The sequence below is a fragment of the Skermanella sp. TT6 genome, from assembly GCF_016653635.2.
GTDB classification, from domain to species: Bacteria; Pseudomonadota; Alphaproteobacteria; order Azospirillales; family Azospirillaceae; genus Skermanella; species Skermanella cutis.
In genome coordinates, this window is sequence record NZ_CP067423.1 from 192147 (window position 1) to 214540 (window position 22394).

At 62.3% G+C, this 22394-nt stretch carries 24 protein-coding genes and 3 pseudogenes; 10 read left to right on the plus strand and 17 right to left on the minus strand.

What is annotated here, in order from left to right; translation table 11 throughout:
* Positions 1 to 561: 561 nt before the first annotated feature.
* Entirely contained in the window at positions 562 to 786 is a 225-nt protein-coding gene (locus IGS68_RS34545; RefSeq protein ID WP_201083668.1) for a hypothetical protein, read from the plus strand.
* A gap of 498 nt (positions 787 to 1284) precedes the next feature.
* Positions 1285 to 1956, plus strand: a pseudogene (locus IGS68_RS34550) (toll/interleukin-1 receptor domain-containing protein); the annotation flags it as partial.
* A gap of 18 nt (positions 1957 to 1974) precedes the next feature.
* Here IGS68_RS34550 and IGS68_RS34555 read toward each other — a convergent pair.
* From IGS68_RS34555 to IGS68_RS34590, 8 genes are all read right to left on the minus strand, one after another.
* Positions 1975 to 2816 (minus strand): IS5 family transposase gene (locus IGS68_RS34555; protein WP_201083673.1). Its coding sequence is split into 2 segments (ribosomal slippage): positions 1975 to 2441 and positions 2441 to 2816, totalling 843 coding nucleotides; the frame shifts between segments, so codons are not numbered across the junction.
* 614 nt (positions 2817 to 3430) lie between these two features.
* Positions 3431 to 3676 (minus strand): hypothetical protein, encoded by a 246-nt coding sequence (locus tag IGS68_RS34560; RefSeq protein ID WP_201083675.1) that lies wholly within the window; start codon positions 3674 to 3676, stop codon positions 3431 to 3433.
* Positions 3677 to 3682: 6 nt separating this feature from the next.
* Positions 3683 to 4186 carry a hypothetical protein gene (locus tag IGS68_RS34565; RefSeq protein WP_201083678.1) on the minus strand — a complete coding sequence of 168 codons (504 nt, stop codon included), beginning with the start codon at positions 4184 to 4186 and terminating at the stop codon, positions 3683 to 3685.
* Entirely contained in the window at positions 4171 to 4401 is a 231-nt protein-coding gene (locus IGS68_RS34570; protein ID WP_201083681.1) for a hypothetical protein, read from the minus strand. The genes IGS68_RS34565 and IGS68_RS34570 overlap by 16 nt, the downstream gene beginning before the upstream one ends.
* Before the next feature lie 3 nt (positions 4402 to 4404).
* Entirely contained in the window at positions 4405 to 4782 is a 378-nt protein-coding gene (locus tag IGS68_RS34575) for a hypothetical protein (protein WP_201083684.1), read from the minus strand.
* The gene (locus IGS68_RS34580) at positions 4782 to 4994 is read right to left on the minus strand and encodes a hypothetical protein (RefSeq protein ID WP_201083687.1); all 213 of its coding nucleotides are present in this window, start codon (positions 4992 to 4994) and stop codon (positions 4782 to 4784) included. Before IGS68_RS34580 ends, IGS68_RS34575 begins: the two co-directional genes overlap by 1 nt.
* 68 nt (positions 4995 to 5062) lie before the next feature.
* The gene (locus IGS68_RS34585; protein WP_201083690.1) at positions 5063 to 5269 is read right to left on the minus strand and encodes a hypothetical protein; all 207 of its coding nucleotides are present in this window, start codon (positions 5267 to 5269) and stop codon (positions 5063 to 5065) included.
* A 6-nt stretch (positions 5270 to 5275) separates the two neighbouring features.
* Positions 5276 to 5638, minus strand: a complete 363-nt coding sequence (locus tag IGS68_RS34590) for a hypothetical protein (RefSeq protein ID WP_201083693.1) — start codon at positions 5636 to 5638, stop codon at positions 5276 to 5278.
* Between the two features lie 127 nt (positions 5639 to 5765).
* Here IGS68_RS34590 and IGS68_RS34595 point away from each other — a divergent pair, with 127 nt between their 5' ends.
* Positions 5766 to 6029 (plus strand): hypothetical protein, encoded by a 264-nt coding sequence (locus IGS68_RS34595; protein WP_206379364.1) that lies wholly within the window; start codon positions 5766 to 5768, stop codon positions 6027 to 6029.
* A 1008-nt stretch (positions 6030 to 7037) separates the two neighbouring features.
* On the opposite strand, the gene IGS68_RS34600 is transcribed toward IGS68_RS34595, so the two are convergent.
* Positions 7038 to 7976, minus strand: a complete 939-nt coding sequence (locus IGS68_RS34600; protein ID WP_201083699.1) for a replication initiator protein A — start codon at positions 7974 to 7976, stop codon at positions 7038 to 7040.
* Between the two features lie 340 nt (positions 7977 to 8316).
* Between IGS68_RS34600 and IGS68_RS34605 the strand changes: the two are divergent.
* The 3 genes and pseudogenes from IGS68_RS34605 (at position 8317) to IGS68_RS34615 (ending at position 11558) form a co-directional block, all read left to right on the plus strand.
* Positions 8317 to 9287, plus strand: a pseudogene (locus IGS68_RS34605) (IS110 family RNA-guided transposase).
* A gap of 404 nt (positions 9288 to 9691) precedes the next feature.
* Positions 9692 to 10744 (plus strand): AAA family ATPase, encoded by a 1053-nt coding sequence (locus IGS68_RS34610; protein WP_247881526.1) that lies wholly within the window; start codon positions 9692 to 9694, stop codon positions 10742 to 10744.
* A complete protein-coding gene (locus IGS68_RS34615; protein WP_201083702.1) occupies positions 10731 to 11558 on the plus strand; it encodes a ParB/RepB/Spo0J family partition protein in 828 nt (275 codons plus the stop codon). Before IGS68_RS34610 ends, IGS68_RS34615 begins: the two co-directional genes overlap by 14 nt.
* A gap of 144 nt (positions 11559 to 11702) precedes the next feature.
* On the opposite strand, the pseudogene IGS68_RS34620 reads toward IGS68_RS34615, so the two are convergent.
* The 4 genes and pseudogenes from IGS68_RS34620 to IGS68_RS34635 form a co-directional block, all read right to left on the minus strand.
* Positions 11703 to 12800, minus strand: a pseudogene (locus IGS68_RS34620) (IS5 family transposase); the annotation flags it as partial.
* 143 nt (positions 12801 to 12943) lie between these two features.
* The gene (locus tag IGS68_RS34625; protein WP_201083779.1) at positions 12944 to 13204 is read right to left on the minus strand and encodes a DDE-type integrase/transposase/recombinase; all 261 of its coding nucleotides are present in this window, start codon (positions 13202 to 13204) and stop codon (positions 12944 to 12946) included.
* A 42-nt stretch (positions 13205 to 13246) separates the two neighbouring features.
* On the minus strand, positions 13247 to 14077 hold the full coding sequence (locus IGS68_RS34630; protein ID WP_371822013.1) for an IS5 family transposase: 831 nt from the start codon (positions 14075 to 14077) through the stop codon (positions 13247 to 13249).
* A gap of 154 nt (positions 14078 to 14231) precedes the next feature.
* Positions 14232 to 14897, minus strand: coding sequence for an Abi family protein (locus IGS68_RS34635; RefSeq protein WP_201083705.1), 666 nt, complete (start codon positions 14895 to 14897; stop codon positions 14232 to 14234).
* 575 nt (positions 14898 to 15472) lie between these two features.
* Here IGS68_RS34635 and IGS68_RS34640 point away from each other — a divergent pair.
* The gene (locus IGS68_RS34640; RefSeq protein WP_201083708.1) at positions 15473 to 15946 is read left to right on the plus strand and encodes a Ros/MucR family transcriptional regulator; all 474 of its coding nucleotides are present in this window, start codon (positions 15473 to 15475) and stop codon (positions 15944 to 15946) included.
* Positions 15947 to 15997: 51 nt separating this feature from the next.
* Here IGS68_RS34640 and IGS68_RS34645 read toward each other — a convergent pair whose 3' ends face one another.
* The 4 genes from IGS68_RS34645 to IGS68_RS34660 all read right to left on the minus strand — a co-directional run bounded on the left by IGS68_RS34645 (position 15998) and on the right by IGS68_RS34660 (position 20006).
* Entirely contained in the window at positions 15998 to 17425 is a 1428-nt protein-coding gene (locus IGS68_RS34645) for a hypothetical protein (RefSeq protein WP_201083711.1), read from the minus strand.
* Between the two features lie 204 nt (positions 17426 to 17629).
* Positions 17630 to 18664 carry an alpha/beta hydrolase gene (locus IGS68_RS34650; protein WP_201083714.1) on the minus strand — a complete coding sequence of 345 codons (1035 nt, stop codon included), beginning with the start codon at positions 18662 to 18664 and terminating at the stop codon, positions 17630 to 17632.
* Complete coding sequence (locus IGS68_RS34655; protein ID WP_201083716.1) at positions 18661 to 18831, minus strand: hypothetical protein; 171 nt, start codon at positions 18829 to 18831, stop codon at positions 18661 to 18663. The genes IGS68_RS34650 and IGS68_RS34655 overlap by 4 nt, the downstream gene beginning before the upstream one ends.
* Positions 18828 to 20006: a hypothetical protein gene (locus IGS68_RS34660; protein WP_201083719.1), complete on the minus strand. Its 1179-nt coding sequence runs from the start codon at positions 20004 to 20006 to the stop codon at positions 18828 to 18830. The genes IGS68_RS34655 and IGS68_RS34660 overlap by 4 nt, the downstream gene beginning before the upstream one ends.
* A gap of 362 nt (positions 20007 to 20368) precedes the next feature.
* Between IGS68_RS34660 and IGS68_RS34665 the strand changes: the two genes are divergently transcribed.
* The 3 genes from IGS68_RS34665 (at position 20369) to tnpB (ending at position 22318) form a co-directional block, all read left to right on the plus strand.
* Complete coding sequence (locus IGS68_RS34665) at positions 20369 to 21400, plus strand: site-specific integrase (RefSeq protein WP_201083722.1); 1032 nt, start codon at positions 20369 to 20371, stop codon at positions 21398 to 21400.
* A gap of 208 nt (positions 21401 to 21608) precedes the next feature.
* A complete protein-coding gene (tnpA, locus tag IGS68_RS34670) occupies positions 21609 to 21968 on the plus strand; it encodes an IS66 family insertion sequence element accessory protein TnpA (RefSeq protein WP_201083725.1) in 360 nt (119 codons plus the stop codon).
* On the plus strand, positions 21965 to 22318 hold the full coding sequence (gene tnpB / locus IGS68_RS34675) for an IS66 family insertion sequence element accessory protein TnpB (RefSeq protein ID WP_201083729.1): 354 nt from the start codon (positions 21965 to 21967) through the stop codon (positions 22316 to 22318). The genes tnpA and tnpB overlap by 4 nt, the downstream gene beginning before the upstream one ends.
* Positions 22319 to 22394: the final 76 nt, after the last annotated feature.

The window sequence follows — 22394 nt, forward strand, 5'->3', positions numbered from 1 at the left end:
CCGTGGCGGGGGCGGTGCTCCAGGAGTGGGCTGCCACTCGGAAGAAGCGTTGAAATGACCGGCTGGGACGGAATCCCGGACCATCCAGACTGCGACGGCTGGCACTGGATCGACTAATGCCGGCTGGCCGGAACCTCGTTACTGGTTCGCACCCAGGCCGCCGATCACCGTCGCAGGCTACTGGCGGGGAGGCAGCCCCAGCGACCCAATACCATGGCTGACCGCACATGCCCCCTATCTCGGGCCGTGCATCCCGCCAGGAGGGCCGTAATGCTGAAGGGAGGAAGGGAAGGGTCCCTCGCCGAGGGGCATTCCCTGGCCGATCTTGAAGAAAGATCGCCCAGGAGAACCCGATAGGTTCATTATGGATGTGGGGGTCAAGAGGCAAACCCCCTTCTCGCCCGGTTCAACGATGACGCTACCGGGGGCATGATGACCGGTCTGCGAACAGGTCCCATGCTTTGCCCCTTGACCTCGACCGCAGGCGAATTGGTCGGCACCTCGTTGGGATGCCTCGACCATAATACGTGCTGGCATTTGGTTGACCTGGGAGAGATCAACATGCCCAACGGAGCCTGGAGCCTTGGAGAGTGGCCGTTGCCGATGGTGCGGGTAGCCTGTGCGAAATGCGGCAGGGCAAGGCAGTACCACACCCACCAGCTGATCCAGGAACATGGCGCCGATATGGTGATGCCGGAACTTCGGCATGTGCTGGCTCAATGCCCCAGGCGACGCACGTTCAGCGATCCCTGCATGATCGTCTTCACCGACCGGGTCGAGCGCTGATCGGCGGATATGACAGCGGCCCAGCGTCGGGATGACGACGGGCCGCTATGCTTGCCTGGAGGGGATGACGGCATTCAGCCGGGGACATTCCTCGCCGGCTTCGGTCAGGCCGAAGCTGCCAGGGATGCCAGCTGGTCGCAACGTTCGTCGGCGGTCAGGTAGAGGCGCCTGCCCTGGGTGTCATGGAGCTTCATGGTGCGGAACAGATTGCATCACTTCTGTTCCAAAAGCCGGCCAGAATGGACTGGCACGCTCGGCTAAATGCTTGCTTCGCCGTGCCGTAGATCCAGCCCCGGACCGTGACCATGGAACAGAAGTGCCAATAGTGTTTCAGTCGGCCGTTCAGGTATGAACCTGCAGGAAAGATTTTTTCGGAAGAGATGTTGCACTTTCGATAGAGCTATACCAGATATCGGCCATCATCAGTTTTTAATGCCTAAATGTAGCATTTGGGGAACAGAATGGCTGACGTTTTGGTAACTTGGTATCATCAACCACATGGCTAGATGCACAGCACCAAGAGAAGGTCACCGCTCAGCGAGCGCTGCGGCGAACTGCCCTGCATGCCGTGGGCGCTACAGCGGCTACAGCAGCGGGTCGTACTCATCCCCGTCTTACTCCTCCTACTCCCCGTCAGTGAGCAGCAGCGGCGGCGGTGGGTCAGGCGGCAGATCCGGCGGCAGCGCAAAGCCGAGATGGTCCCGAGCCGGTTCGTCCGTGGTGTACACGCCTGCCGAGGTACGGGCACTCACGCCGATCCGCGAGAGCGTCGAAAAACAAGCGTCCCTTGATCTTCGGGACGTTTTTCTCTGCCATGCATGGGATGACCGGCAAGGGGCTGCCAAGAAGCTGCACGATCTGCTCGAGTCACTTGGTGTCAAGGTCTGGTTTAGCGAGAAGGACGTTGGCCTCGGCGTGCCGTTGCTCCGCGCCATCGACAAAGGCTTGGCGAAATCGCGGATTGGAATCGTGCTGGTGACACCTGCTCTGCTGCGCCGCCTCCCAAAAGAAGGCATCGCCGACAAAGAACTTTCGGCACTTCTCGCGGGTGAGCGGCTCGTTCCCGTCGTGCACGAAACGACGTTTGAAGCTCTCCGCGAAGAAAGCCCTCTGCTCGCGTCTCGAAACGGCCTGAGCACTGCAGAAGATACGATGGCAGAGGTGGCGGCTAACTGCCCGTTTCGAAAGTCAGGGAGCGGGCAGTCGCTTTCGGTTTGGGTGAACGAGGCGGTGCAGCATGATGCGGATGGCGGCGAGGGTGACCATGGCCTCGGAGACCTCCGGCAGTTCCTCGTAATCCTTTGACAGGCGCCGCCATCGCCCAAGCCAACCGAGTGTTCTTTCGACGACCCACCGGCGCGGGACGACGACGAAGCCCGAGGTGCCGGCGATCCGGCGGACGATGATCAGTGTCAGGCCGAGCAGGAAACAGGCGAGCAGAGCCGGCAGTCGGTTATAGATGCTGTCGGCGAAGATCGCCTTGAGCCAGCAGTACAGACCTTTGATCCGCGTCAGCAGATCGCCGGCGCTGTCGGCGTCCTGGATATTGGCGGCGTGGACGAGAACACCGAGCAGGAAGCCGGAGGTATCGACCGCGATGTGACGCTTGCGGCCCTTGATCCTCTTGGCCGCATCGTAGCCGCGCGGCCCCCTTTTTCTGTCGTCTTGACGGTTTGTGTATCGATGATGGCCACCGTCGGGCTTGGCTCCCGCCCCTCCTGCTCCCGCAGCAGTGTCAGCAGATGATGGCGCATGGTCTCCCAGACGCCGGCCTGCAGGAAAGTGCGGAAATAGCGATACACCGTAGGCCAAGGCGGAAAACTGGGCGGCGGTGGCAGGTGACGCCACTGGCAGCCGGTCCGCACGACGTAGAACAGGCCGTCCAGTAACTGCCGCATGTCGGTCGTTCGAGGCCGTCCTCCCGGCTTCGCAGGCGGAATGAACGCCTCAAGCAGGCGATACTGGTCGCTGCTCAAGGCTTGGCCGGAACCATAATCCCCAACCAGCGCGCGATCTTCGGGTGTCCACATCGGCAGCCTCCATCATCAGGATTGCCCTTGTGAACAGTCGGACCGCGGCCCCATCGCCGGCGCTCACACGCCTGCGCCGTACTTTCGAAACGGGCAGTAAGATCGCCGATCTGGTCAAACTCTAGCTGCCCGTTCGCCAGACACGGCCTAGTGTCGGAGCAAATTACATTCCCGAAAAGAGGTCTTTTCGGGAATGTTGCCAGCCGCTGTTACCAGAATGGAGCGATGACGTGCCAATCTGACCGGTGCACGCCGATTGCACATGGGCCTTGAAGCCTTGCTGATAGCCGTCACGCTAGCTAAACACCTGAAATTCATTGATTTCAAAAATTTCGAGGGTTTGAGCTTGGAACCCCTAGTAGCGTATTTCCCGCAATGCCGTGGTGTCGGTTTCCAAACGGCAGAGCGCTCTGAGGTCAGGTCCAGGCACGGCCTTCGCAGCGACCTGAAAGCCGATCTTGGACTAAAAGGGGTTCGGTGGAACACTTCCTCCCAGTCTGTTCCGGGGTGCCCGGCGGTGGTTGCCGCCGTGGGTATCGGGGTCGGTGGTCGGCATGGTGATGACCTTCATGCGGTATGGGAACTGCCGCGCCGCCCGAAGGGGAGGCGCGGCCTCATCGCCGGGCATTGAACGCCGGCCGGGTGGCGAAGTAGCGGCAGGCTGGCGAGCCGGGATCGATCGGGCTGCCCTTGCGACCGGTCAAGGTCTTGTACTTTCCGCAGACGAAACGGGACCCATCGGGCGACTGGTGGGCGCAGCCGGAACAGCGGGCGTCTAGCGGGCCGGTGCCGGGGAACGCCGCGTAGCAGCCCATCCGGGCCTTGCCACCGACGTTGAGCAGGGGAAGGTTGTTCTCCATGGCCGGTCACTCCGCCGCGATGGCACGGGACGCTGCGACGGCGCGCCGGAACGGGCGCAGGAGGTCACGAACCTCATGGCTCCAGGTCGGGTCACCGGTCCAGGGATCGATGCCGATCTCCCCAAGCATGGTCACATAGGCGCGCCAGTCCCGGCCCTTGATCTCGGGCTGGGCGTAGGGGCTGTGGGTGGCGATTAGAGCGGCGGCGTAGATCTGGTCGTCGCCTGCCATCTCCAGTTCGACATCGTTGGCCAGGGCCGCCGCCTCGGCAATCGACAGCGGGAATGTGGCTGTCGAACCGGGACGGCGGGGCCGGTACTCGGAGCCGAAGTGATTGGCCGCCATTGTGGTGAAGCGCGAGAAGCCGAAGCCCAGCAGGCTGGTCGCCCGGGCCTGGAGGATGCGGCAGCGCTGGCCCGCCACCGGGCAGGTGATGAGCCAGCCCACGAGGCCGGTCCGGACGCAGTCGGCCAGCACGCAGCGCTGGGCGGAGGTCAGACGGTACGGCATAGCGTCGTCCTCCCCTGGAACCCGTCATGACTGTCGAAATCGGCGGTGCCTGATTTCCAGGCGTCGAGCGTCTTGCACCGCCGGCAGACGCGGTGGCCGATGTGGGCGGAGGCGAAGGGCCTGCCGCAGCTCAGGCAGGTGCGGGTTCGCTGCCGGTGAGGCTCGCCGGGATCGGGGATGGCTGGATCGGAGGCGGGCTGATGAGTGGCGGCCATGGCTCAGACCTCCCGGATGCACAGGATCACGGGGACGGGGATGGCGTGTCCGCTCTCCGGCATCGGCGCCGGCCGGACCTCGAAACCGGCGGCGCGCAGCTCGGCGGCGACCTCATCCCAGCGACCGCCGGGATCGGCCGGGACGTGGATGACGGTTCGTCGGGAAGCGGGGTCCAGCAGCCACGCGACGGTCGCGAGCACGGTTTCGCGCGAGCTCCGGCACAGGTTGGCGCAGTGGCCAGGGACGGTCAGCCGCCACGGAGTGTCCTGGTCGGTGGCCAGCTCGGTGGCGGTGCCGACACGCAGGCCGTCCGCCAGGACGCGGTAGGTGGTGCGGCCGGCGGCAGCGCCGGCCTCCACCAGTTCGATGCGCCGGGCCATCACTCGCCCTCCCCGATCAGCGCGCTGATGTCGTCGAGCGCCCCCATGCGGGCGTCCGCCACCCGGTCCCAGGCCAGGATGTCCGCGGCGGCGGCGATCTCCCAGCGGTTCTGCACACTGAGGCCGGTTTTCAGAGGTGCGATCCAGTCGGCCGTGATAGACAGGGCGGCATGGCCGGTGGTATTCGTCGTGATGTTCCTGAGGGTTCGCACTTGATGGAACTCCGGTGAGAGCCGGAGCCGGGAGGATGCTGACACATCCCCCGGCACCGGGCGGCTGGTCAGGGAACGAAGCGATTGATGATGCAGGTGCCGACGGGCGTTTCGCGCCACGAGCCGCCCAGCACGCCGGTCAGCATTTCGGTGACGAAACCTTCCAGTGTGTCGTAGCGGTAAGGATTGGCACCTGGATTGCGGTAGACCCATGCTCCGCGAACGGTGTAGACGGCGCTGCCGGTACGTCCGATGGTGATTTCACCTTGTGGCATGGCCGGTTACTCCGCAGCAGCGGGAGCAACGACGCGTCGCATCGCATCAAGAAACTTTTCGAGACTTTCAGGGAAGCCACCCGGCTCCTTCGAGCAGTTTTCAACGTCGAGGATCTTCAGCTTACCTTGCGCATTCCACTCCAGATCTGTGGCGATCGAAATGGCTTCATCTTCATCGTCTGCGATCCCGCGAACCAATTCTTCGTATTCGTAATGACCGCTCGCCGCGTAGTAGACCGTCGAATCTGCGACCAGCTCGAACGTTTCTCCCAGGCGGCGCATTTTGAAGCTGACGAAGACGTTGTCTGTCCCGATGGTAGCGATAATGATTCCAGGAAAGTGCTGGATTACGACATCGAGGCTGTTCATTGTTGCTCCTTCTTAGCGTTTAGCGGCTCCCCGGGCGCCGCTAATGCACATAGGTTAGCAACATACGGCTAGTTTTACAATGCTAGAGTTCAATGCCAAAAGGCTAGGAGGTAGCCATATACTGCTGATGCAGAAAGTATCTAGCGAACAAATCAGAGATGCCCGCAATCTTCTCCGCATCGCCGGAGAAGAATTCTGCGCGATGGTTGGTATCGGTCGCCGCACTTTGCAGCGCATTGAATACGATCAAGACCTGATGGAGCGTACCGCGTATGGAACCATTATGAAAATAGTTGAGACGCTCGAAGAGGCGGGTGTCGAATTCCTGACCGATGGGACGGTCAAGAAACGCAGCGGCGGCATTTCGAGTGGGGGAGGCTCCACGCCTTGAAGTTCCAGAGACTATAGGCCAAGACGCTCGACAGGCGAGGCCGCCACCGAGCGGCCGACCGCTTCAGCACGCCCGAACGTCAAGACAATTCGCGGCCCGCCTGGAGCCACGCGCAGGGTGTCGGGCCGGGTGACGGGCGCGGCTTTCCATCCCGAGCATGGCGAAGCCGAGCTGCTAATTGTCTTGACGCCCGCAAACCGAATACCCTATCGGCATGTTCCCGGCGAGGCGATGTCTTATGTCGCCAAAGTCCCGTACTCCACAGGAACACATGGACGTCTCTTCGGGACCGGATCCCAGATCGGCCCAATGCGTCCCGCCTTGTCTCCTGGCACCGACACCGGTCGGAGGCATAATGACGCCCTGGACACTCGGCCCGGAGGTGCCGCAGATCCGGTATCGCCATGACAGAACCGTAGCGCTCCCGCATCTTGGTATGGTACTGCCCTGCCCTTCCGCCTTTCGCACAGGAAGTCTTGACCAGCAGAAGCGGAAACTCTCCAAGCGTCCATGCGCCTCCCGCCATGGGGTCAGGCAGGTAATCGATCAATCATGATCGCGCATAGGGCTTGACTTGCGTCCAAGAAATCGGGACTGCCGAAAGCCGCAGGATAGCGGTGACGGAGTTCGTCGTTTGGATCACCTTGATCCGCCTTTGCCTCACCTCAGTCGTCGTTTTGATCACCATTCACATATTTCTGCGGTTTTTATGCTCGTCGTTACGATCACCGCAATTTTCTGTGGAGCCTTTTCATCACCTAAACTCGTCGTTTGCCTCACTCAGGCATGTCCTTTAGATCACCTCGACTCGTCGTTTCGATCACTGAACCTCGCCGTTTGCCTCACCAAAAGCACTTCAAGCAATTGATATTAAAGGCTGATTCGGACCCGTAACTCCTTAACTGGATAACTAGAATAACTGTGTAACAGTTATAGCTACCCTCGAGCGAGGAAGGCTTAGCGGAGGAAGATGAGGAGGCAGCTTGAGTAGTGCGGACGCCAAGCGGCTCAAGGAGTTTCGGATTCCGGGAAACCCCCGTCATCTAGTTCAGGAACTGCCGCATAGGCGGGAATGCGGCTAAGTTCCAAAGCGTTGAAGAAGAAGACGCGCCAGTCACGTAGCGCCGTGCGTCCTCTCGGCGTCGGTGCTTTTGGATCCACCAAAACGCCAAGGCGACGCGGGTCCCTCGGGTCAACGAGCATGACACCGTACTCGGGCAGTGGCGACTTTTTCTTGGCAAGAGCGAGGATATCCCGCTTGAAATATTTCAGGTCTTCCGGTCCTTGGCCGTAACCGACGCGCCGCCGCAGCTTCTCCAGGCCCATCTTAAAGCCCCGCTGCTTGCCGCAATGCGCCCGGGCAATCTCGTAAAGGCGCTTTTCGAGGGGACCGAGATCGAAGTACCTGCTGTCGTAAGTGAGGATACGGCCGTCCTTTACCACAGCTCGATACAGCCAACTGCACACTGTAACCTTGACAGCCCGCAATACCTTCTCGCCCTTACGGTTGCGAGCGTAGCGCATCTTGTACTCGGAGATCCAAGAAAACCCTGAGTCTTCACCCTCGCCGCCGGTCTCGATGTTCGTTTTGACCTGTGTAGACTTCAGCCGCATCAGAGATTCTTCGAGGCGCTCATAGGCACTACCCCCAGGCTCCCGCTTGACCACGCGGAACAGGTCGGCGGCCGTGAACGTCATCTCAGTCCCGACAACTTCCCCTCGATTAGCTTTATCCTGCATAAGGCTCACAAGATAGATAAGAATTTCCTTGTCCCACATGTTAGCAACACCATGCTCGGGTGTGCCGTAAACTTCTATGCGGACCGTACCATCATCGTAGGTAGGGAGACGCTGGGTCTTTTGTCGGCCAAGGCCAAAAAAGGACCAGACCATCAGAGTACGGTCGTTCTTTACTCGGCCACCCATTGGCGAGTCGAAGAGGTCCATCTGAAAGTCTCCAGTAATCTCAGATTTTGTAACTGCTCGCTCCATAAGTCCTCCTAGACTACATCCTTGATCAAGGAGGCAACCTATGGCAAGTGCGATCCGCAGAAGGTGATTTAAACGACGTTCCAAGGTGAGGCAAACGACGGGGACCCATATTACGGACAGCACTTATAGAAGCTCTGTCCCCTCTAGTCACCGACAGCTCGTCGTTTGCCTCACCTTCTAGATGCCGTGATGGGCCTCCAGCGGGAGTTGGCTGGTTGGGCGGCTGCCCCTCAGAGTGATGGTATGAGAAGCGGGATCCAAGTTGATCGGCCCCAAGCATCATCGGAGGACAGCCATGGATTACTATGCCTGGAACGACGTTTCGTTGGAACAGAGCAGCGTGTGCGTGGTGGATCCCACGGGCAGGATCGTGTGCGAAGCCAAGGTGGCAAGCGAGCTGGAGGCGCTGGTCTGCTTCTTCGGCCAGCTCAGCATGCGGGTAACGCGCATCGGGCTGGAGGCTGGTCCCCTATCACAATGACTGCATGCCAGGCTGAGCGGAGCGGGTTTGGAAACGGTGCTGCTGGAGACCCGGCACGTCAAGGCGGCGCCGTCGGCAATGATCGGCAAGACCGACCGCAAAGATGCCCGCGACATCGCCCACCTGCTGCGCATGAGCTGGTTCCGGCCGGTCCATCGCAAATCGGCCGATGCCCAAGAGCTGCGCGCCCTGGTGGTCGGGCGCAAGCTCCTGCAGAGCAAGTTGGGCGATGTCGAGTCCAGCATCTGCGGCATTCTGCGCGGCTTCGGGCAGAAGGTCGGCGAGGTGAGCAAGGGGCGCTTTGCGGCGCGGGTCGAGGAGCTGATCGCCGGGCATGCGTCTGCACTGACAGGTGCTGGCAATCGTGGGGACCGATGACGTCTGCCGGCGACTGATGACGGTGCCCGGTGTCGGACCGCTGGTCGCGGTGACTTTCAAACGCGACCGTGGACGATCCGGCGCGCTTCACCTCATCCAAGGCAGTGGGGGCGCACTTCGGGCTGACACCCAAAAAGTATTAGTCCGGCGAAACCGATGTGACGGGTGGTGTCAGTAAAGTCGGTGACGCCATGATTCGGACCGTCCTGTACGAGGCAACCAACGTGCTACTGAGCCGGACGCCACGCTTTTCGACACTGAAGCGTTGGCTCCTGGACGTCGCTAGGCGCCACGGCGTGAAGCGGGCGAAGGTCGCCCTGGCGAGGAAGCTCGCGACCGTGTTGCACCGCATGTGGGTCGATGGCAGCGAGTTCCGCTGGGGTAAGGAGACGCCGGTGGCCGCATAAGCGGACCACTAGGTAACAGTTTGAGGCCGGAAGGGGCTTGCCTCGGTGAGGCCCCGTCGCCGGGACGCGGAAACCAATGAGGTCGGGAGTAATGCTGTGGAAGTCCTGGTTGAGGTGAACTACGCGCCTTAGATTGTCCCGCTGGCTTCCCTTATCTGACTACATGGTGTGGCAGCCGCAGTGCTGACCACGGACGGAAGCGTGAGGCCGGCGATGAGACAGTCACTCGAGGGCTTGACGTCCGACGGCCCATTACGGACGCCTTATTAAGCCTAATTGCCAAAGCAGGATACCAAGCCCATGCAACGTTGCATGATTGCATCACTAACCAATACGAAACCGTCAACCCGTTGACAGTATGGCGTGTATGTGCATCATTCCATGTACATGACTGATTAGGGGACATGATGGCTGACACCATACCTGGCGATGACCTACGCCAGTACCGGGCGAGCCGAGGATGGGAGCAGCCGCAACTCGCGGCCCACCTCAACGAGGTTCTAGGGCGACGCTACGATAAAGCTCGTATTAGCAGGTGGGAAAGTGGCGCCGAACGTATTCCTCAAATCGTAGCACAGGCTATCCGGGCGGAACAACCTCCCGCAGGGGGAGGCATTCCCACTGCTCGAAACTTAGCCCCTGCCCTAACATTGGCTGTCAGTTTACAAAAAGGCGGCGTTGCCAAAACGACCACATCCGTCAACGTCGCATACCTGCTGGCTAAGAAAGGATTTCGGGTACTCCTAGTAGACGGAGATCCCCAGGGTTCGGCAACAACGAATCTTGGAGAGGACGCGCATGGTTTGGAACTGAAAAAGAAGACGCTGACAACCTTGCTCGACTCCCGGTCAGACTTGCCGACCAGGGAAGCGATCACGCCTGTCTGCGAGGGTTTGTTTGATCTGATCGCGTCCAGCATTGCTTTGTCAGAAATCGAGGTCAGCCTGATGTCTGATCCGACATCGAGCCTGGCTCTCCGAGAGAAACTGTCAGAAGTGTCCAGCGATTACGATTTCATCGTGATTGACACACCACCAAACTTGGGCCTCTTGACTGCCAGTGCTCTTGGGGCCGCAGATCTTGTTCTTATCCCAAGTCAGACCGAACAGTTGAGCTTGATGGGTATTCCGCTGCTGTTGCGCGCGATCGACCGCACCAAGCGCCGTATCAACCGCAATCTTCAAGTGCTTGGAATCTTGCCGACGCATTACGACCCACGCACGGTCGTCGACAAGGCAATGTTGGCTGAACTCCGGACGATTGCCGAGCGGCATGGCGTTGAACTGTTCGAACCCATCAGTCGCGCGGTTGCGTATAAAGAGTCCGTTCTTGCCGGTAAGCCGGCCCTGGAGAGAACACCGGACGTGGCTGGCAATGAAAGCTTTCGGCGCATTGCTGATCGACTGGTTGAAATCGCCGAGACCCGTGCGAAGGAGTATGCGCATGAGCCGGTCTAAGTCTGACCTTACCAATAACCGTGGTGCGCTGACGCGGGAAACAGGACGAGTTGCGTTGTTCGGAACATCCGAGGACAGCGAGTACCTGATGCTTGATCTAGATCAGGTTCAAACCAACCCGAACCAGCCTCGCAAGTACTTCGATGAGGATAGCCTGAACGGACTGGCAAGCTCAATTGCCGAGCGCGGCGTTCTTCAACCAATCCTGGTCAAGGAAATAGAGCGCGGTGTCTTTGAGATCATCGCGGGTGAACGCCGGTGGCGCGCATCCAAGATAGCTGGAAAAACTCAGATCCCCTCGCTTGTCGTCAAGACAGATGACGCCACCTTGCTTGCTGTTCTGGAGAACCTGCAGCGCGAAGACTTGGACGCGGTCGAGACTGCTCAGGCATTAGCAACGCTTATCAAAAGCTACAAATCCACGCATGAAAGCCTGGGGAGATTACTTGGCAAAAGTCAGACCTATGTGACACGGACGCTTCACATCCTGGATCTTCATAAAACGATTCTAGTAGAGTATCAGAACAACCGCCATGTCGCGATGACGATGCTGGCCGAACTGGCTTCCATTGAGGATCCGGACGAACAGCTTCGTCTTTGGGAAAAGGCTAAATCCGGCCTTTCGGTTGCAGGGGTCCGGGAGATGAAGCAGGGCAGGGCGCCTGCCGTCGACAAGACGAACCGGTTCACCAAGGCGACAATGCGCTTCACCAAGGATCTGGTTCTCATAAGAGAGCAAGGGGGGGCTCTTGAGCAGGATCAGCGAGAGTTGCTGTTACGTTTGCGCGATGAGATCAATGCTCTGTTGACATGATCGTTCATGCAACGTTGCATGATGGAGGCTGATCAGAGGCTGTCTGCTCTAGCAGGCTGCGGAAAAACGCGGATTGACGCCGCAAGTGTTCGAGATGTTTAACAGGGGCATCTGAAGGTCAACACTCTGGAGTGGATCCGAGTTGAGCAGTTTGGGCAATCGGATCAAATCGTAGGCTGTTGCGGTCAACTGGAACCGCCACCCGACCCGCGCGGTGCCACGCAGCTTGGTCTTGGCCATCAGGCCGACCGTCTTGATCCAGCCGAAGCCCTCCTCGATGCGTTTGCGGATGACCTGGCTGATGGCATAACCAGGGTGGCGAGTGACGCGGCCATCGATGGCGGAGCGCCGGTTGCTGATGTTCCGGGCGACGTGGGGCGTTGCGTTGAGGCTGCGCAGTTCGGCGACGAAGGCGGCCGTGTCGTAGTTCTTGTCGGCGCCAACCGTGATCCGGTGCCGGCCGGTCATGGCTCCGATCATGTCGCCCGCCGCGTCCCGTTCGGCGGTGCCGGTAGCCAGCGTCAGCCGGGTATCGACGAACAGGCCATGGCGGTTTTCCATCCGGGTATGCCCCAGGAAGCAGAGCTTGGCCTCCTTGCCCTTGCCTTTCCGGTAAAGCCGGGCCTCCGGATCAATGGTCGAGGCATGAGTGGCGTTTGATCGGACTTCCCCATGAAAATCAACTTCGGCGTTGCGGTCGCCCTCGACGGGGGGCGGGGCATCGCCACCGGAACCTGGCTGGGCCTCCTCATCCGGCTTGCGCTTGAAGCTCTTTATCGACGCCCAGGCCTCGACCATGGTGCCGTCCACGGTGAAGTGATCCTGCGACAGCAGGGCCCGAACCTGCGGCAGGTTCAGCACGCGGTCCATGAACTTGGCAGAAATCTCGCCCCTCAGCAGCCGCTCGCGGTTCTTGGTGAAGACCGTGACATCCCAAACCGGCGCGTCGATCGCCAGTCCGACGAACCAGCGGAACAGCAAGTTGTAGCCAAGCTGCTCCATGAGCTGGCGCTCCGAGCGCACCGAATAGAACGCTTGCAACAGCAGCGCCCGCAACAGCTTCTCGGGCGGCACCGAAGGACGCCCGGTCGCCGCATACAAGACGTCGAACTCCCTGGACAAGCCCTTCAACGCTTCATCCACGATCGCTCGGATGGTTCGCAGTGGATGGTCGGGCGGGACGCGCGTCTCGCAACTGACGTAAGCGAACGCAGCTTCACCATGATCGTCATACCCACGCATCGTCACCTCCGAAAAGGACAACGCGTTAACTATAATCCACACATCACCCCAAAGATGACGTTTTTCCGCAGCCTGCTAGAGGGTTCTGTCAGGTTTTGGGGCCAGTTGCGCAGCAGGCAGGCATCTAATTACCAGAAGCTGTTTTATGCGGCAGAGATCAGGTCCCGCAGCGCAGCCACGCGCTGGACGTGGATGACCCGTCGACTGGCAAGCGAAACCGTTTGGTTGATGTAGGTAGCCGGGTGCAGGAAGTCGCGGATTTCGTCGAATGCGCGGCAGAGGCGATGAGCCGCATCAAAATTCTTGAAGCCGCGCATTAGCCGGTGGCGTCCTTTTATGCCCCGGTGATTTTGTTCGATCACGTTGTTTTTATACTGGCTGGTGCAGTGGTCAGCGTGTTGCAGGGAGGAGGAAGAGGTAGAGGAGGCCCCATTCCCCGCTGATGATCAGGCGACGCGGACGGAGTCCGGGCGTCCAAGGTCGAGCATTCGGTTGAGGACCTGGGCGGCGATGGTGACCTCGGTGGCCCTGGCCTCGTCGCTATGGAAGCACAGCCCGTCACCGATGACCTGCTTCCAGCGCGCGAACAGTCCCTCGACTTTGGCCCTCTGATTATAGCCGCTGTCCCGCTGCCAGGCCATCCGCCCCCTGTCGGCGATTGCCTGGATGTGGCGGTCGCGCTGAGTGGGGTTGGTGTCGGCCGTGGCGCTTAGCACGGCATCGGCGTGGGGTGGAACGATCACCTTCGCGTCCGGATGACGCTCGTCCAGGGCGGTGTACACGCCGGTTCTGTCATAGCCGCCGTCGCCCAGGAAGAGATCGACCGGTTCGGCGATCCGGTCGAGCAGGGGCTCGACCTGAGAGGCGTCATCGACGTCATGTTCGGTCAGGATGGACGCGACGATCCGGCCGGTCACCGCGTCGAAGCCGATGTTCAGCTTGCGCCACAAGCGCCGCCTGCTGGTACCGTGTTTCCCGGCCAGCCATTCGCCCGGGCCGCCCAGCTTCAGGCCCGAACTATCGACCATCAGGTGGATCGGACCACCGGTCGGGCGGGGCTGCGCCGGCAGTTCCAGGCCGAGCAACTGGAGGATCGAGCCGATCAGCTCCTCGGTCTGACGCAGCGCCAGAGCTGTCGTAATGGCGAGGTCGGAGTAGTGCTGCTGACCGCCCGGCGTGGTGCGTAGCGCTGCTTTCCAGGCGGCGATCGCATCATCCGTGAACCACATGGTTAGACTGTCCCGTTGCCGCAGTGCCTCCCCGGTAAACGCGCACAGTTTTACGAGCGATGCCTCCGGCTTTTCTCATAAACGCTGCAGATACCTGGGTCATCCGGGCGAGGTGCGAGTGGAACCCACGACGGATTTTCCAGCTGATTTCACGGATGAGGGAACCGGGAGAATGACACGGCGCTGATCAGACTCCGGGTTTTCAGGAACCCGCAAGCTGGATGGGAGTGGAGGGATAAACCACCGGAAACCGGCTGTGATGACGCAGCCAATCGGCCGCCACGGGTGAGAGCCAGGTGGTCATCTGCTCGATGTTTGTGTAATGCCTGGGCAGGTTCCAGTTGATGATCGGTTCATGGTGCGCCACCCGGTTGCGGATCACCCGGATCGGAGTCAGCGGACCTGCCAGCGCTTTGCGCGTCAATCCCTTGCCATCTTCCCGCCGCGCCGCTTTGTGCAGGACGGTTTGCCAAAGATTTTCATACGGCTTGTTGAGCATGGCCGTCCAGAACCCGAAGGTGAGCGACGCCACGACACGACCGGGGGTGATGGGCTTGCCCTCGGCCTGCAGGCCGGCCCTGGCTTTGGCCAGCTGCTCCCGCTGGTGCTCCACTGAGATCAGGCCCGGATCGTCGAACCAGTATTCCCCCCGCTCGTCGCTCAGTACGGCATGAAACCGGTTCCGCAGCGCCACTTCCAGCATCTGCATGGGCGTATAGAGCGCTTCTGACAGCGCGGTGTTGAGCGCATAGAGTTCAAAGGCCTTCTCCCGGTCGCCGCCCGCCCACGCCAGATAGCGGCCGAAGCGTTCGGTGGACAGCAGCTCGTCCAGCTGGTTCTCGGAGGCTTTCCGGAAGGGATCAGGCACTTGCAACGACACCTTCTTTAGTTTACATATCTCTACGTACACCCCGGTAGCGTCTCTGCGAAAGCATGCGCCCGGGGTAAATTTTTTCCGGCGTATCAGCGATCATCCGATCGCGCAATCGTTCTGCATGGACATCAAAGCTTTCCGGTAACGAGCCTGCGACTGTGATTCGGCTTCCAACCTTGTATCCGTTCCGTCCAATACTGCTGCATTGATTGACTTTGGAAATCTATATCTGGAGCGGGGTCACAATCAGCGCCCAATGCCGTTCAGTTAAGGGCTTCAGGCTGTTGACGAGCAGAAGGATCTGCTCACAGCAGGAGGCACGGCGATGGCTTTTACGCCCTTAACTGAACGGCATTGAATCAGCGCCGATCGTGACCCCGCCTTTTTGACAGATTTCGCAGCTTTATCATAGTGATAACGCCTATTGTGCTGTGCCCAATGTTCGAAGCTGATTGACACGGCACAGAAACGCTCTCGATGGCCCGGTTTGAAGTGCCGCTGCCGGGCCGGCATTCTGTCCCGGCGCTGGCGCCGGGCCAGCGCCTTACCCGACAGTTGGAGAAAGTTCGATGAACCCCAGCAGCTCCACCGTTTCTTCCGAAGAGATGGTCGCCTTGACCAGCCGAATCACTGCCGCCTACCTGCGGGGCAACATCCTGCCGGCTGCCGACATCCCAAGCGTGATCGGCATCGCTCACGGTTCGCTCCTGCAGCTCGTTCAACCGGCGCCGCCGCCGCAGCAGCAGGAAATCCTGAAGCCGGCGGTGCTGATCCGTAAATCCGTCACGGCCGAGTACATCGTCTGCCTGGAGGACGGCAGAAAGCTGAAAATGCTCAAGCGTCATCTGATGGCGACCTACGGCATGACGCCGGACCAGTACCGGGCCAGATGGAACCTGCCGGTGGACTACCCGATGGTGGCACCCGCTTATGCCGGGAGGCGCAGCGACCTTGCCAAGGCAAGCGGCCTGGGCAGGCGCCGACCGGAACCCGAACCGGTTCCCGTCCCGAAAAAGCGCGGCCGTCCAAAAGCGACGACCTGATCCTTCGCACCTCGGCTTCACGCACCGGTGATGACCGGGACATTGCCGTCGTCAGTGGCGCAGGTCGGTGACCTTGAGCGCTTCCCACATCCAGCCGAAATCATAGGCTGGATGGCCCTGAGCCAGGCTGCGGCGCGCGGCACCGTTTTCCAGGTATTTCAGCCACTCCACCACCTTGCGGCGCCCTGCCTTCGACCGGGCCGCCTGCTTCGGGCTCTTGCCGTCCAGCATCGGGATCGGCTGGGACAGGATCTCGCGGTAGTGACGGTCCTCGACCTCGTGCAGCAGCGCCGCCATTTCCTCCGGCGGCAGCGGCGGCTCCGGCGGAGCGAGATCATCTCCCACGGCCGCGTGCTCCGCCAACGCCTGCTCGGGCGTCTGCAGCGCGGTCAGCGGCGCCTTCACCAAGGAGCCGAGTACCCCGGCCAGCCAGCCTCGGCCGCGCTCGGCGCGCTCTACCGAGTTCGTCTGCAGCACCACGGCGGTCGGATCCAGCCGGACCGAGCCGAGAACCCGCCCGCCCTGGTCATCGTAGGTCTTGATCATCACCGCACCGGATGAGGCGCCCGGCACAGCGCCGCCCGGAGGCGCGTCGGTCAGCCATGTCCAGGCCGGCTGACCGGGCTCGTCCCGGACCAGACCCGGCAGGCTGTCGAGATGGCTCTCGATCTCGCCGGACCGGGCGGGATCCTGGATCGGAAACCGCGTTTCCGAGAAGATCAGCTTGTCACCGTCGAAGTTGACAAGGTTGGGCATCGACTGACCCAGGACGCTGCGCAGGGAACGGGTCAGCCACGCCTGGGTGAACAGCGGCGCCATCTCGCCGAGAATGGCGTCCGCCACCGGATACTGATCGATGTCGCCGATCGGGACGCCCTGCTGCCTGGCCTGCCGTTTGACGCTGCGGGCGAAGCTTTGCCGGGCCTGGGTGAACTCGTCGAGCAGGGTGTCGCTGTTCTCGAACGTCAGCGGCACGACGCCGCCGGCCATATGGATCTCGGAGCCGACCGGCAGCATTCGGGCGGCGATGCGGTCCCACTGGGCGAGGCCCTGGGAGGCCAGCTTGTCCCTGACCTGGATCGGCTCGCCGCCGCGGATCAGATCCCGGGCCATGAAGTGGCGGCCTGGTGTTGTGCCGACGACTTCGTAGATGCTCATGACCGAGCGGCGCAGGGCTTCCAGGTAGTGCCTGACCAGCGCCGGCTCCTTCCAGCTGCGGCGCTTGAGGTAGTCGTCGATGACGTTTTGGCCGTCGGGCTCGAAGTCGCAGGTCACGAAGTCCTCGAAGGCGCAGCCGATCAGCTGGGTATAACCGCCCGGTCCGAGCAGGTTCGGCAGTTCGTCCGGCTCGAGGTCGAACTCTTCGAAAGCCGGCTCGAGGTGGTCGGCGATGATGGCATCGAGACGGTCACGCCATTCCTCCCGCTGCGCCCACTTCATGATGGCGGCGATTGCCTTGTCGTGAGCGGAAACCCGCATGTCTCGTCCTCCCGATTGGTCATGGGGTAAAACAGTAGCGAACCCGAAGCCGCCCGACAAAGGCGTCAGAGAAATCAAAGCGAGCAAGGTTTTTGCGGGACGACGAGCCGGGTGGATCTCGCGCTCAGGGTAGTTTGTCGTTACGGTGGCGACTGGGGCGCCGCCCGGCTGATCTGGCTGTGGTCATGGCGCCCGATCGCCCTGTCAGCCGAGCCTCGATCGCAGCCAGCCCGCCGCCTCGCGCAGGCACTGGTTGCCCTGCGGGATGACGCGCGTGAGGGAAATGAAGGCGTGGATCTGGCCGGGAAACTCGCGGTAGACCACCGGCGTCCCCGCGGCCTCGAGGCGCTCGGCATAGTGACGGCCATCGTCGAGCAGCGGATCGAAGCCGGCGGTGACGATCATCGCGGCGGGCTGGCCGTGCAGGTCACCGGCCCACAGCGGTGAGGCGCGGACATCGGCCGCCTGCTCCGGCGATGACAGGTAGAGGTCGGTGTACCACTGGACCCGGACGCGCGGCAGGATGTAAGCATCCGCCAGGTCGCGGTGCGAGGGCAGCTGCCAGCTCAGATCGAGCGAGGGGTAGATCAGCAACTGGGCCGCCGGTGCCGGCTCGCCGCATGCCACGAGAGCCTGGCAGACCGCCGCGGCGAGATTGCCGCCTGCGGAGTCGCCGCCGACCGCCAGCCGCGCCGAGTCGGCGCCGAGCGTGGCGGCGTTGGCCGCGAGCCAGCGCCAGGCGGCCAGGCAGTCCTCGAGCCCGGCTGGAAACTTGTGCTCGGGCGCCAGACGGTAATCGACGGCGAGAACCAGGCAATTAGACCAGGCGGCGAGCTTGCCGCAGGCGCCGTGATGGGTCTCCAGCCCGCCCTGCATCCAGCCGCCGCCGTGGAAGTACAGTAGCAGAGACTGCGAGCCCCCGCCGTCAGGCGTGTAGAGCCGCAGCGGGATCGGTCCGGCCGGACCGGGGCAGGTCAGGTCGGAAATCCGGACGGATACCGGCGGCGGCTCGTCGAGCAGCTCGACCATTTTCCGGAACTGGCCGCGTGCCTCCTCGGGCGTCGGCACACTGTCGGAAGGGCGCAGCTGCCTGATCACCTCGCCCACGATCTGGGCCTTGGGATCCATCACCCGATCGCCGCGCCGGAGGCGGTGCCCCTCGAGCAGCCGTGTCGCTTCCGGCTCGGTCAGATGGAGATGCTCGACTGTCAGGGGAAGTTCTGGAAGGTCTGCCGTCACGGTTTCCGTCTTTCCTGATTAGCGCGTGAACCGATGATCACGGCGTTGGAGCCGGCAGGCAATACCGGATACGCCTCCGCCATCCGACGCTGCATCGGTTTGACAGCCAGTTCCGGATCGGAAATTCCGGCATGATCCGATGCTGTGACCGGGATCGGGCGGGTCACGGCTCGTCTGTCCCGTCGTCCGGCAGGAAAGGCTTTTCGCCGCGGGCGATTCGGTCGAGCAGCCGGCGGACGCCGCGGGTCCGCTCGTCGGCCGCCGCGACCAGCCGGTCGAGCGCGTCGAAGTCGAAACTCACCGCCGCCAGGCGCGCCGGCTCGGCCGGTTCCGCATCCGGCGTCACTTCTGCCGCCCTGGGCTCGTCGACCAGTCCAGCGAAGGGCGGGATCAGCACCCGCTTCGGCCGTCCCCGCTGGCCTCCCCTGGCCCGGCGCCGGACAGCGGTCGTCTCGGCCCGGATCGGCAGCAGGCGCCTGAGGCCGTAGAGCCGCCGGGCGCCCCGCCCGGTCCGGCCGGTAATCTCGGCGGCGACCTCAAGCTGAACCAGGGTTTCCAGCATCCGCGACGCACCCTCGACCGAGCAGTTCAGCGCCTCGGCCAGGGCGGAGATCGACAGCAGCGGCGAGGCTGCCAGGAGGTCGACCGCCGCCGGCAGCCGGCTGTTCGACCGGGCGCCGGCGCGATGATCGACCCGGAGCCGGGCCCCGCGCCACTCCCGCTCCATTGTCAGCAGCAGGTCGCGGCCATCGGCAGCCTCGCGCTGGACAGCGTCGAGGAAGCGCACCGTGAAGCCGTCGGGATCGTCCGGTCCGGCCCGCAGGGCATCGCCGCCGGTGATGGCGGCCAGGGTGTGGATCGTAATCGCGCGGTCGCGCAGGTAGAGCGGCACGGCGGCGCGGATGGCGGGCCGGCTGCCCTGTCCCGCCAGCCAAGCGAGCATGCCCTGGGCGGTGGCGACCAGCGCCGACTGGCCACCGCCGCAGTTCCGCAGGCTGTCGAGGGCGATGTCGCGCAGGTGTTGCTGTTCGGGGTCGGGGGCCGCCATCCAGGAGCGCAGCCAGACCGCGTAGTTCAGGCCGGCGATTTCGCGGCCGCGCTCGGGCGCGGAAGCGGTGTCGCCGAGCCGGAGCGGCAGGCCGTGGAGGTGAGCGGCGAGACGGAACAGGTCGACCTTCCTGCCGTCAGCCTCGGCATGGCGGCGGGCGGTGTCGAGCTCACTCCAGAAAGTCCAGGCGCGCCGGAGCGGATTGCCGGCCAGGCTAGCGTCGAGGCGGCCGACAGCGATGGCAGCATCTTCCAGCGCCGTGACGATCCCGCCGGCGACGAACAGGTCAGCCATCGCTCACTCCGCACCGGCATGCCGTCACCGTCAGACCTCCCCTTGATCAAGCACTTCCTTTTTAAATACAATGTTTTGAACCGTTTTATCAACTTAAAATGCACTTATAATGATAGGCCTTTATTTTCGCTATCGTCCGCCATAACTTCCGATAACGCCCCCTTTATCGGAAGTTAATTGCCCTGTTCCAAACAAGCTGCTATCGTGGGCGTCTCAGGCGAGCCTGCTTCGACCGGAAGCAGCGCCCGCACGACAGCGCCGGGGAGACGGACCATGGACCTGTACGACCTGATGGTCTTGAACCCCGATCTCCTGGCCGATGAACCATGTTTCCGGAGCAACTGGGGAGTGGAAGCGGCACCATGAACAGCGCTCCCCTCTCGGAATTGTCGCTGCAGCCCATTACACTCCGGACCGGTGGAGCTGTCGATCGTCTCACCGCGACAGCGGAGAAGGCGAAGCAGTATGCCGAGCGCGCCCGCTCGACCAACACCCGGCGGGCCTACAAGGCGGACTGGAGCCACTTCGCCGCCTTCTGCGACGGCCATGGCCTCACCGCGCTGCCGGCAGCACCGGAAACCCTCGGCCTCTACCTGACCGAGCTGGCCGAGACCGGCTACAAGGCGTCCACCCTCCAGCGGCGCCTCTCCGCCATCCGGGAAGCCCACCGGATCGCCCAGCATTCCCTGGACACCGGCCACCCCGCCGTCCGCGAGGTCTGGCGCGGCATCCGCGGCGTCATCGGTACGGCCAAGACGCCGAAGGCCCCGGCAGTCGGGACCGACATCCTGACCATGCTCGCTACTCTGGGCGATAACACCGCCGGCCGGCGCGACCGCGCCCTGCTGCTGCTCGGCTTCGCCTCGGCGCTGCGCCGCTCGGAGCTGGTCGGGCTCGATGCCGGGCCGGGCCAGACGCCAGGCGACCCTGCCGGTTACGGCTGGATTGAGTTCTGCGACGAGGGCATCCGGGTCCGGCTCGCCCGCTCCAAGACCGACCAGCAGGGCGAGGGCCGTTCGGTCGGGGTGCCATTCGGCGTTCATCCCGACACCTGCCCGGTAGCCGCGGTCCGGGCCTGGCTTGACCACGCTGGTATCGTCCACGGCCCGCTGTTCCGCCCGATCGGTCGGGCCGGCACCATTCGGCTGGACCGCCTGACCGACCGCTCGGTAGCATTGATCGTCAAGCGTGCCGCCGAAGCCGCCGGACTGGACCCCGCTGCTTACGCCGGCCACAGCCTGCGCAGCGGTCACGCCACCACCGTCGCGATGAACGACGGCGACGAACGCACCATCCAGGCCCAGCTTGGCCATGCCAGCGCCGAAATGACCCGCCGCTACATCCGTGAGGCCAATATCTTCCGGCGCAGCTCCGCCGGAAAGCTCGGGCTTTGAAACGCGGGCGTCTAGGCCGCTGTCGACCAGGTATTCGCCCAGAATAACTCTCCTTTTCTCATGAACCTCTCTAAGGAAAGGGACTAATCACCACGGAAACCCTGACCAACTTTTCGCATCAACTACGTAAACCAGCGACGAAGGCATCTTTTCCGCAGGACTGTTGAGGTCGAGTATTCCTGAAGACGGGAATACAATGGAGGCTTGGATGGCTGATGGCGGAGTTTTCGAAGACCGGCAGCAGTTCTGGCGGGATCACGTGGCGGGCTGGAAGAGCAGCGGCCTGTCGCTGCGGCTGTACAGCGAGCGTCATGGGCTGAAGGCGGGCACGCTGGGCTACTGGAACTCCCGGCTCAAGGCACAGGCCGCCGATGCCCTGACATCATCGGCCGGATCGGAGGCGACGTTTCTGGCGGTCCATGTCGCCGAACCGGCGGGGAGTGTTTCGGAACCGCGGGATGACCGGATCGAACTGGTACTGAAGGGGGGCAGCGTCCTCCGGGTTGGGCGCGGCTTCGACGCCGTGACCTTGAACCGGCTGATCGATGTCGTCGAGAGGCGGTCGTGATCGGGCTGCCGGATGGCGTGCGTGTTTACCTGGCAGCGGGCCGGACCGATCTGCGCCGCGGCATCGACGGCCTGGCCGCGCAGATCCAGACGGTACTGCTCCAGGATCCCTTCAGTGGCCATCTTTTCGTTTTCCGGGGGCGTTCGGCGCACATGATCAAGGTTTTGATGTACGACACCACCGGCTTTCTGCTGATGCAAAAGCGTCTGACCGAGGGAAAGTTCATCTGGCCGAGCCCGGCGGATGGCGTCGTGACGATCAGCCGTGCCCAGATGTCGCTGCTCGTTGACGGTCTGGATTGGCGAGCCGCCAAGACAAAGCCCATCGCGAAGCCGCTGTTTATCGTTTAACAGAGGTCCGCGTTACTTTTATATTACTGCTTCTGTTGCGGTTTACCACGAGGACCGACGCGGATACTTTATTTAC

What these genes read in the sequence shown, in the direction of transcription:
- IGS68_RS34595 (WP_206379364.1), top strand. Translation starts at nt 5,766, where the DNA reads ATGCAGAAAGTATCTAGCGAACAAATCAGAGATGCCCGCAATCTTCTC.
- IGS68_RS34610 (WP_247881526.1), top strand. Translation starts at nt 9,692, where the DNA reads ATGATGGCTGACACCATACCTGGCGATGACCTACGCCAGTACCGGGCG.
- IGS68_RS34570 (WP_201083681.1), bottom strand. Translation starts at nt 4,401, where the DNA reads ATGGCCGCCACTCATCAGCCCGCCTCCGATCCAGCCATCCCCGATCCC.
- IGS68_RS34565 (WP_201083678.1), bottom strand. Translation starts at nt 4,186, where the DNA reads ATGCCGTACCGTCTGACCTCCGCCCAGCGCTGCGTGCTGGCCGACTGC.
- IGS68_RS34600 (WP_201083699.1), bottom strand. Translation starts at nt 7,976, where the DNA reads ATGGACCTCTTCGACTCGCCAATGGGTGGCCGAGTAAAGAACGACCGT.
- IGS68_RS34590 (WP_201083693.1), bottom strand. Translation starts at nt 5,638, where the DNA reads ATGAACAGCCTCGATGTCGTAATCCAGCACTTTCCTGGAATCATTATC.
- IGS68_RS34615 (WP_201083702.1), top strand. Translation starts at nt 10,731, where the DNA reads ATGAGCCGGTCTAAGTCTGACCTTACCAATAACCGTGGTGCGCTGACG.
- IGS68_RS34545 (WP_201083668.1), top strand. Translation starts at nt 562, where the DNA reads ATGCCCAACGGAGCCTGGAGCCTTGGAGAGTGGCCGTTGCCGATGGTG.
- IGS68_RS34645 (WP_201083711.1), bottom strand. Translation starts at nt 17,425, where the DNA reads ATGCGGGTTTCCGCTCACGACAAGGCAATCGCCGCCATCATGAAGTGG.
- tnpA (WP_201083725.1), top strand. Translation starts at nt 21,609, where the DNA reads ATGGCTGATGGCGGAGTTTTCGAAGACCGGCAGCAGTTCTGGCGGGAT.
- IGS68_RS34585 (WP_201083690.1), bottom strand. Translation starts at nt 5,269, where the DNA reads ATGCCACAAGGTGAAATCACCATCGGACGTACCGGCAGCGCCGTCTAC.
- IGS68_RS34560 (WP_201083675.1), bottom strand. Translation starts at nt 3,676, where the DNA reads ATGGAGAACAACCTTCCCCTGCTCAACGTCGGTGGCAAGGCCCGGATG.
- IGS68_RS34575 (WP_201083684.1), bottom strand. Translation starts at nt 4,782, where the DNA reads ATGGCCCGGCGCATCGAACTGGTGGAGGCCGGCGCTGCCGCCGGCCGC.
- IGS68_RS34640 (WP_201083708.1), top strand. Translation starts at nt 15,473, where the DNA reads ATGAACCCCAGCAGCTCCACCGTTTCTTCCGAAGAGATGGTCGCCTTG.
- IGS68_RS34665 (WP_201083722.1), top strand. Translation starts at nt 20,369, where the DNA reads ATGAACAGCGCTCCCCTCTCGGAATTGTCGCTGCAGCCCATTACACTC.
- IGS68_RS34660 (WP_201083719.1), bottom strand. Translation starts at nt 20,006, where the DNA reads ATGGCTGACCTGTTCGTCGCCGGCGGGATCGTCACGGCGCTGGAAGAT.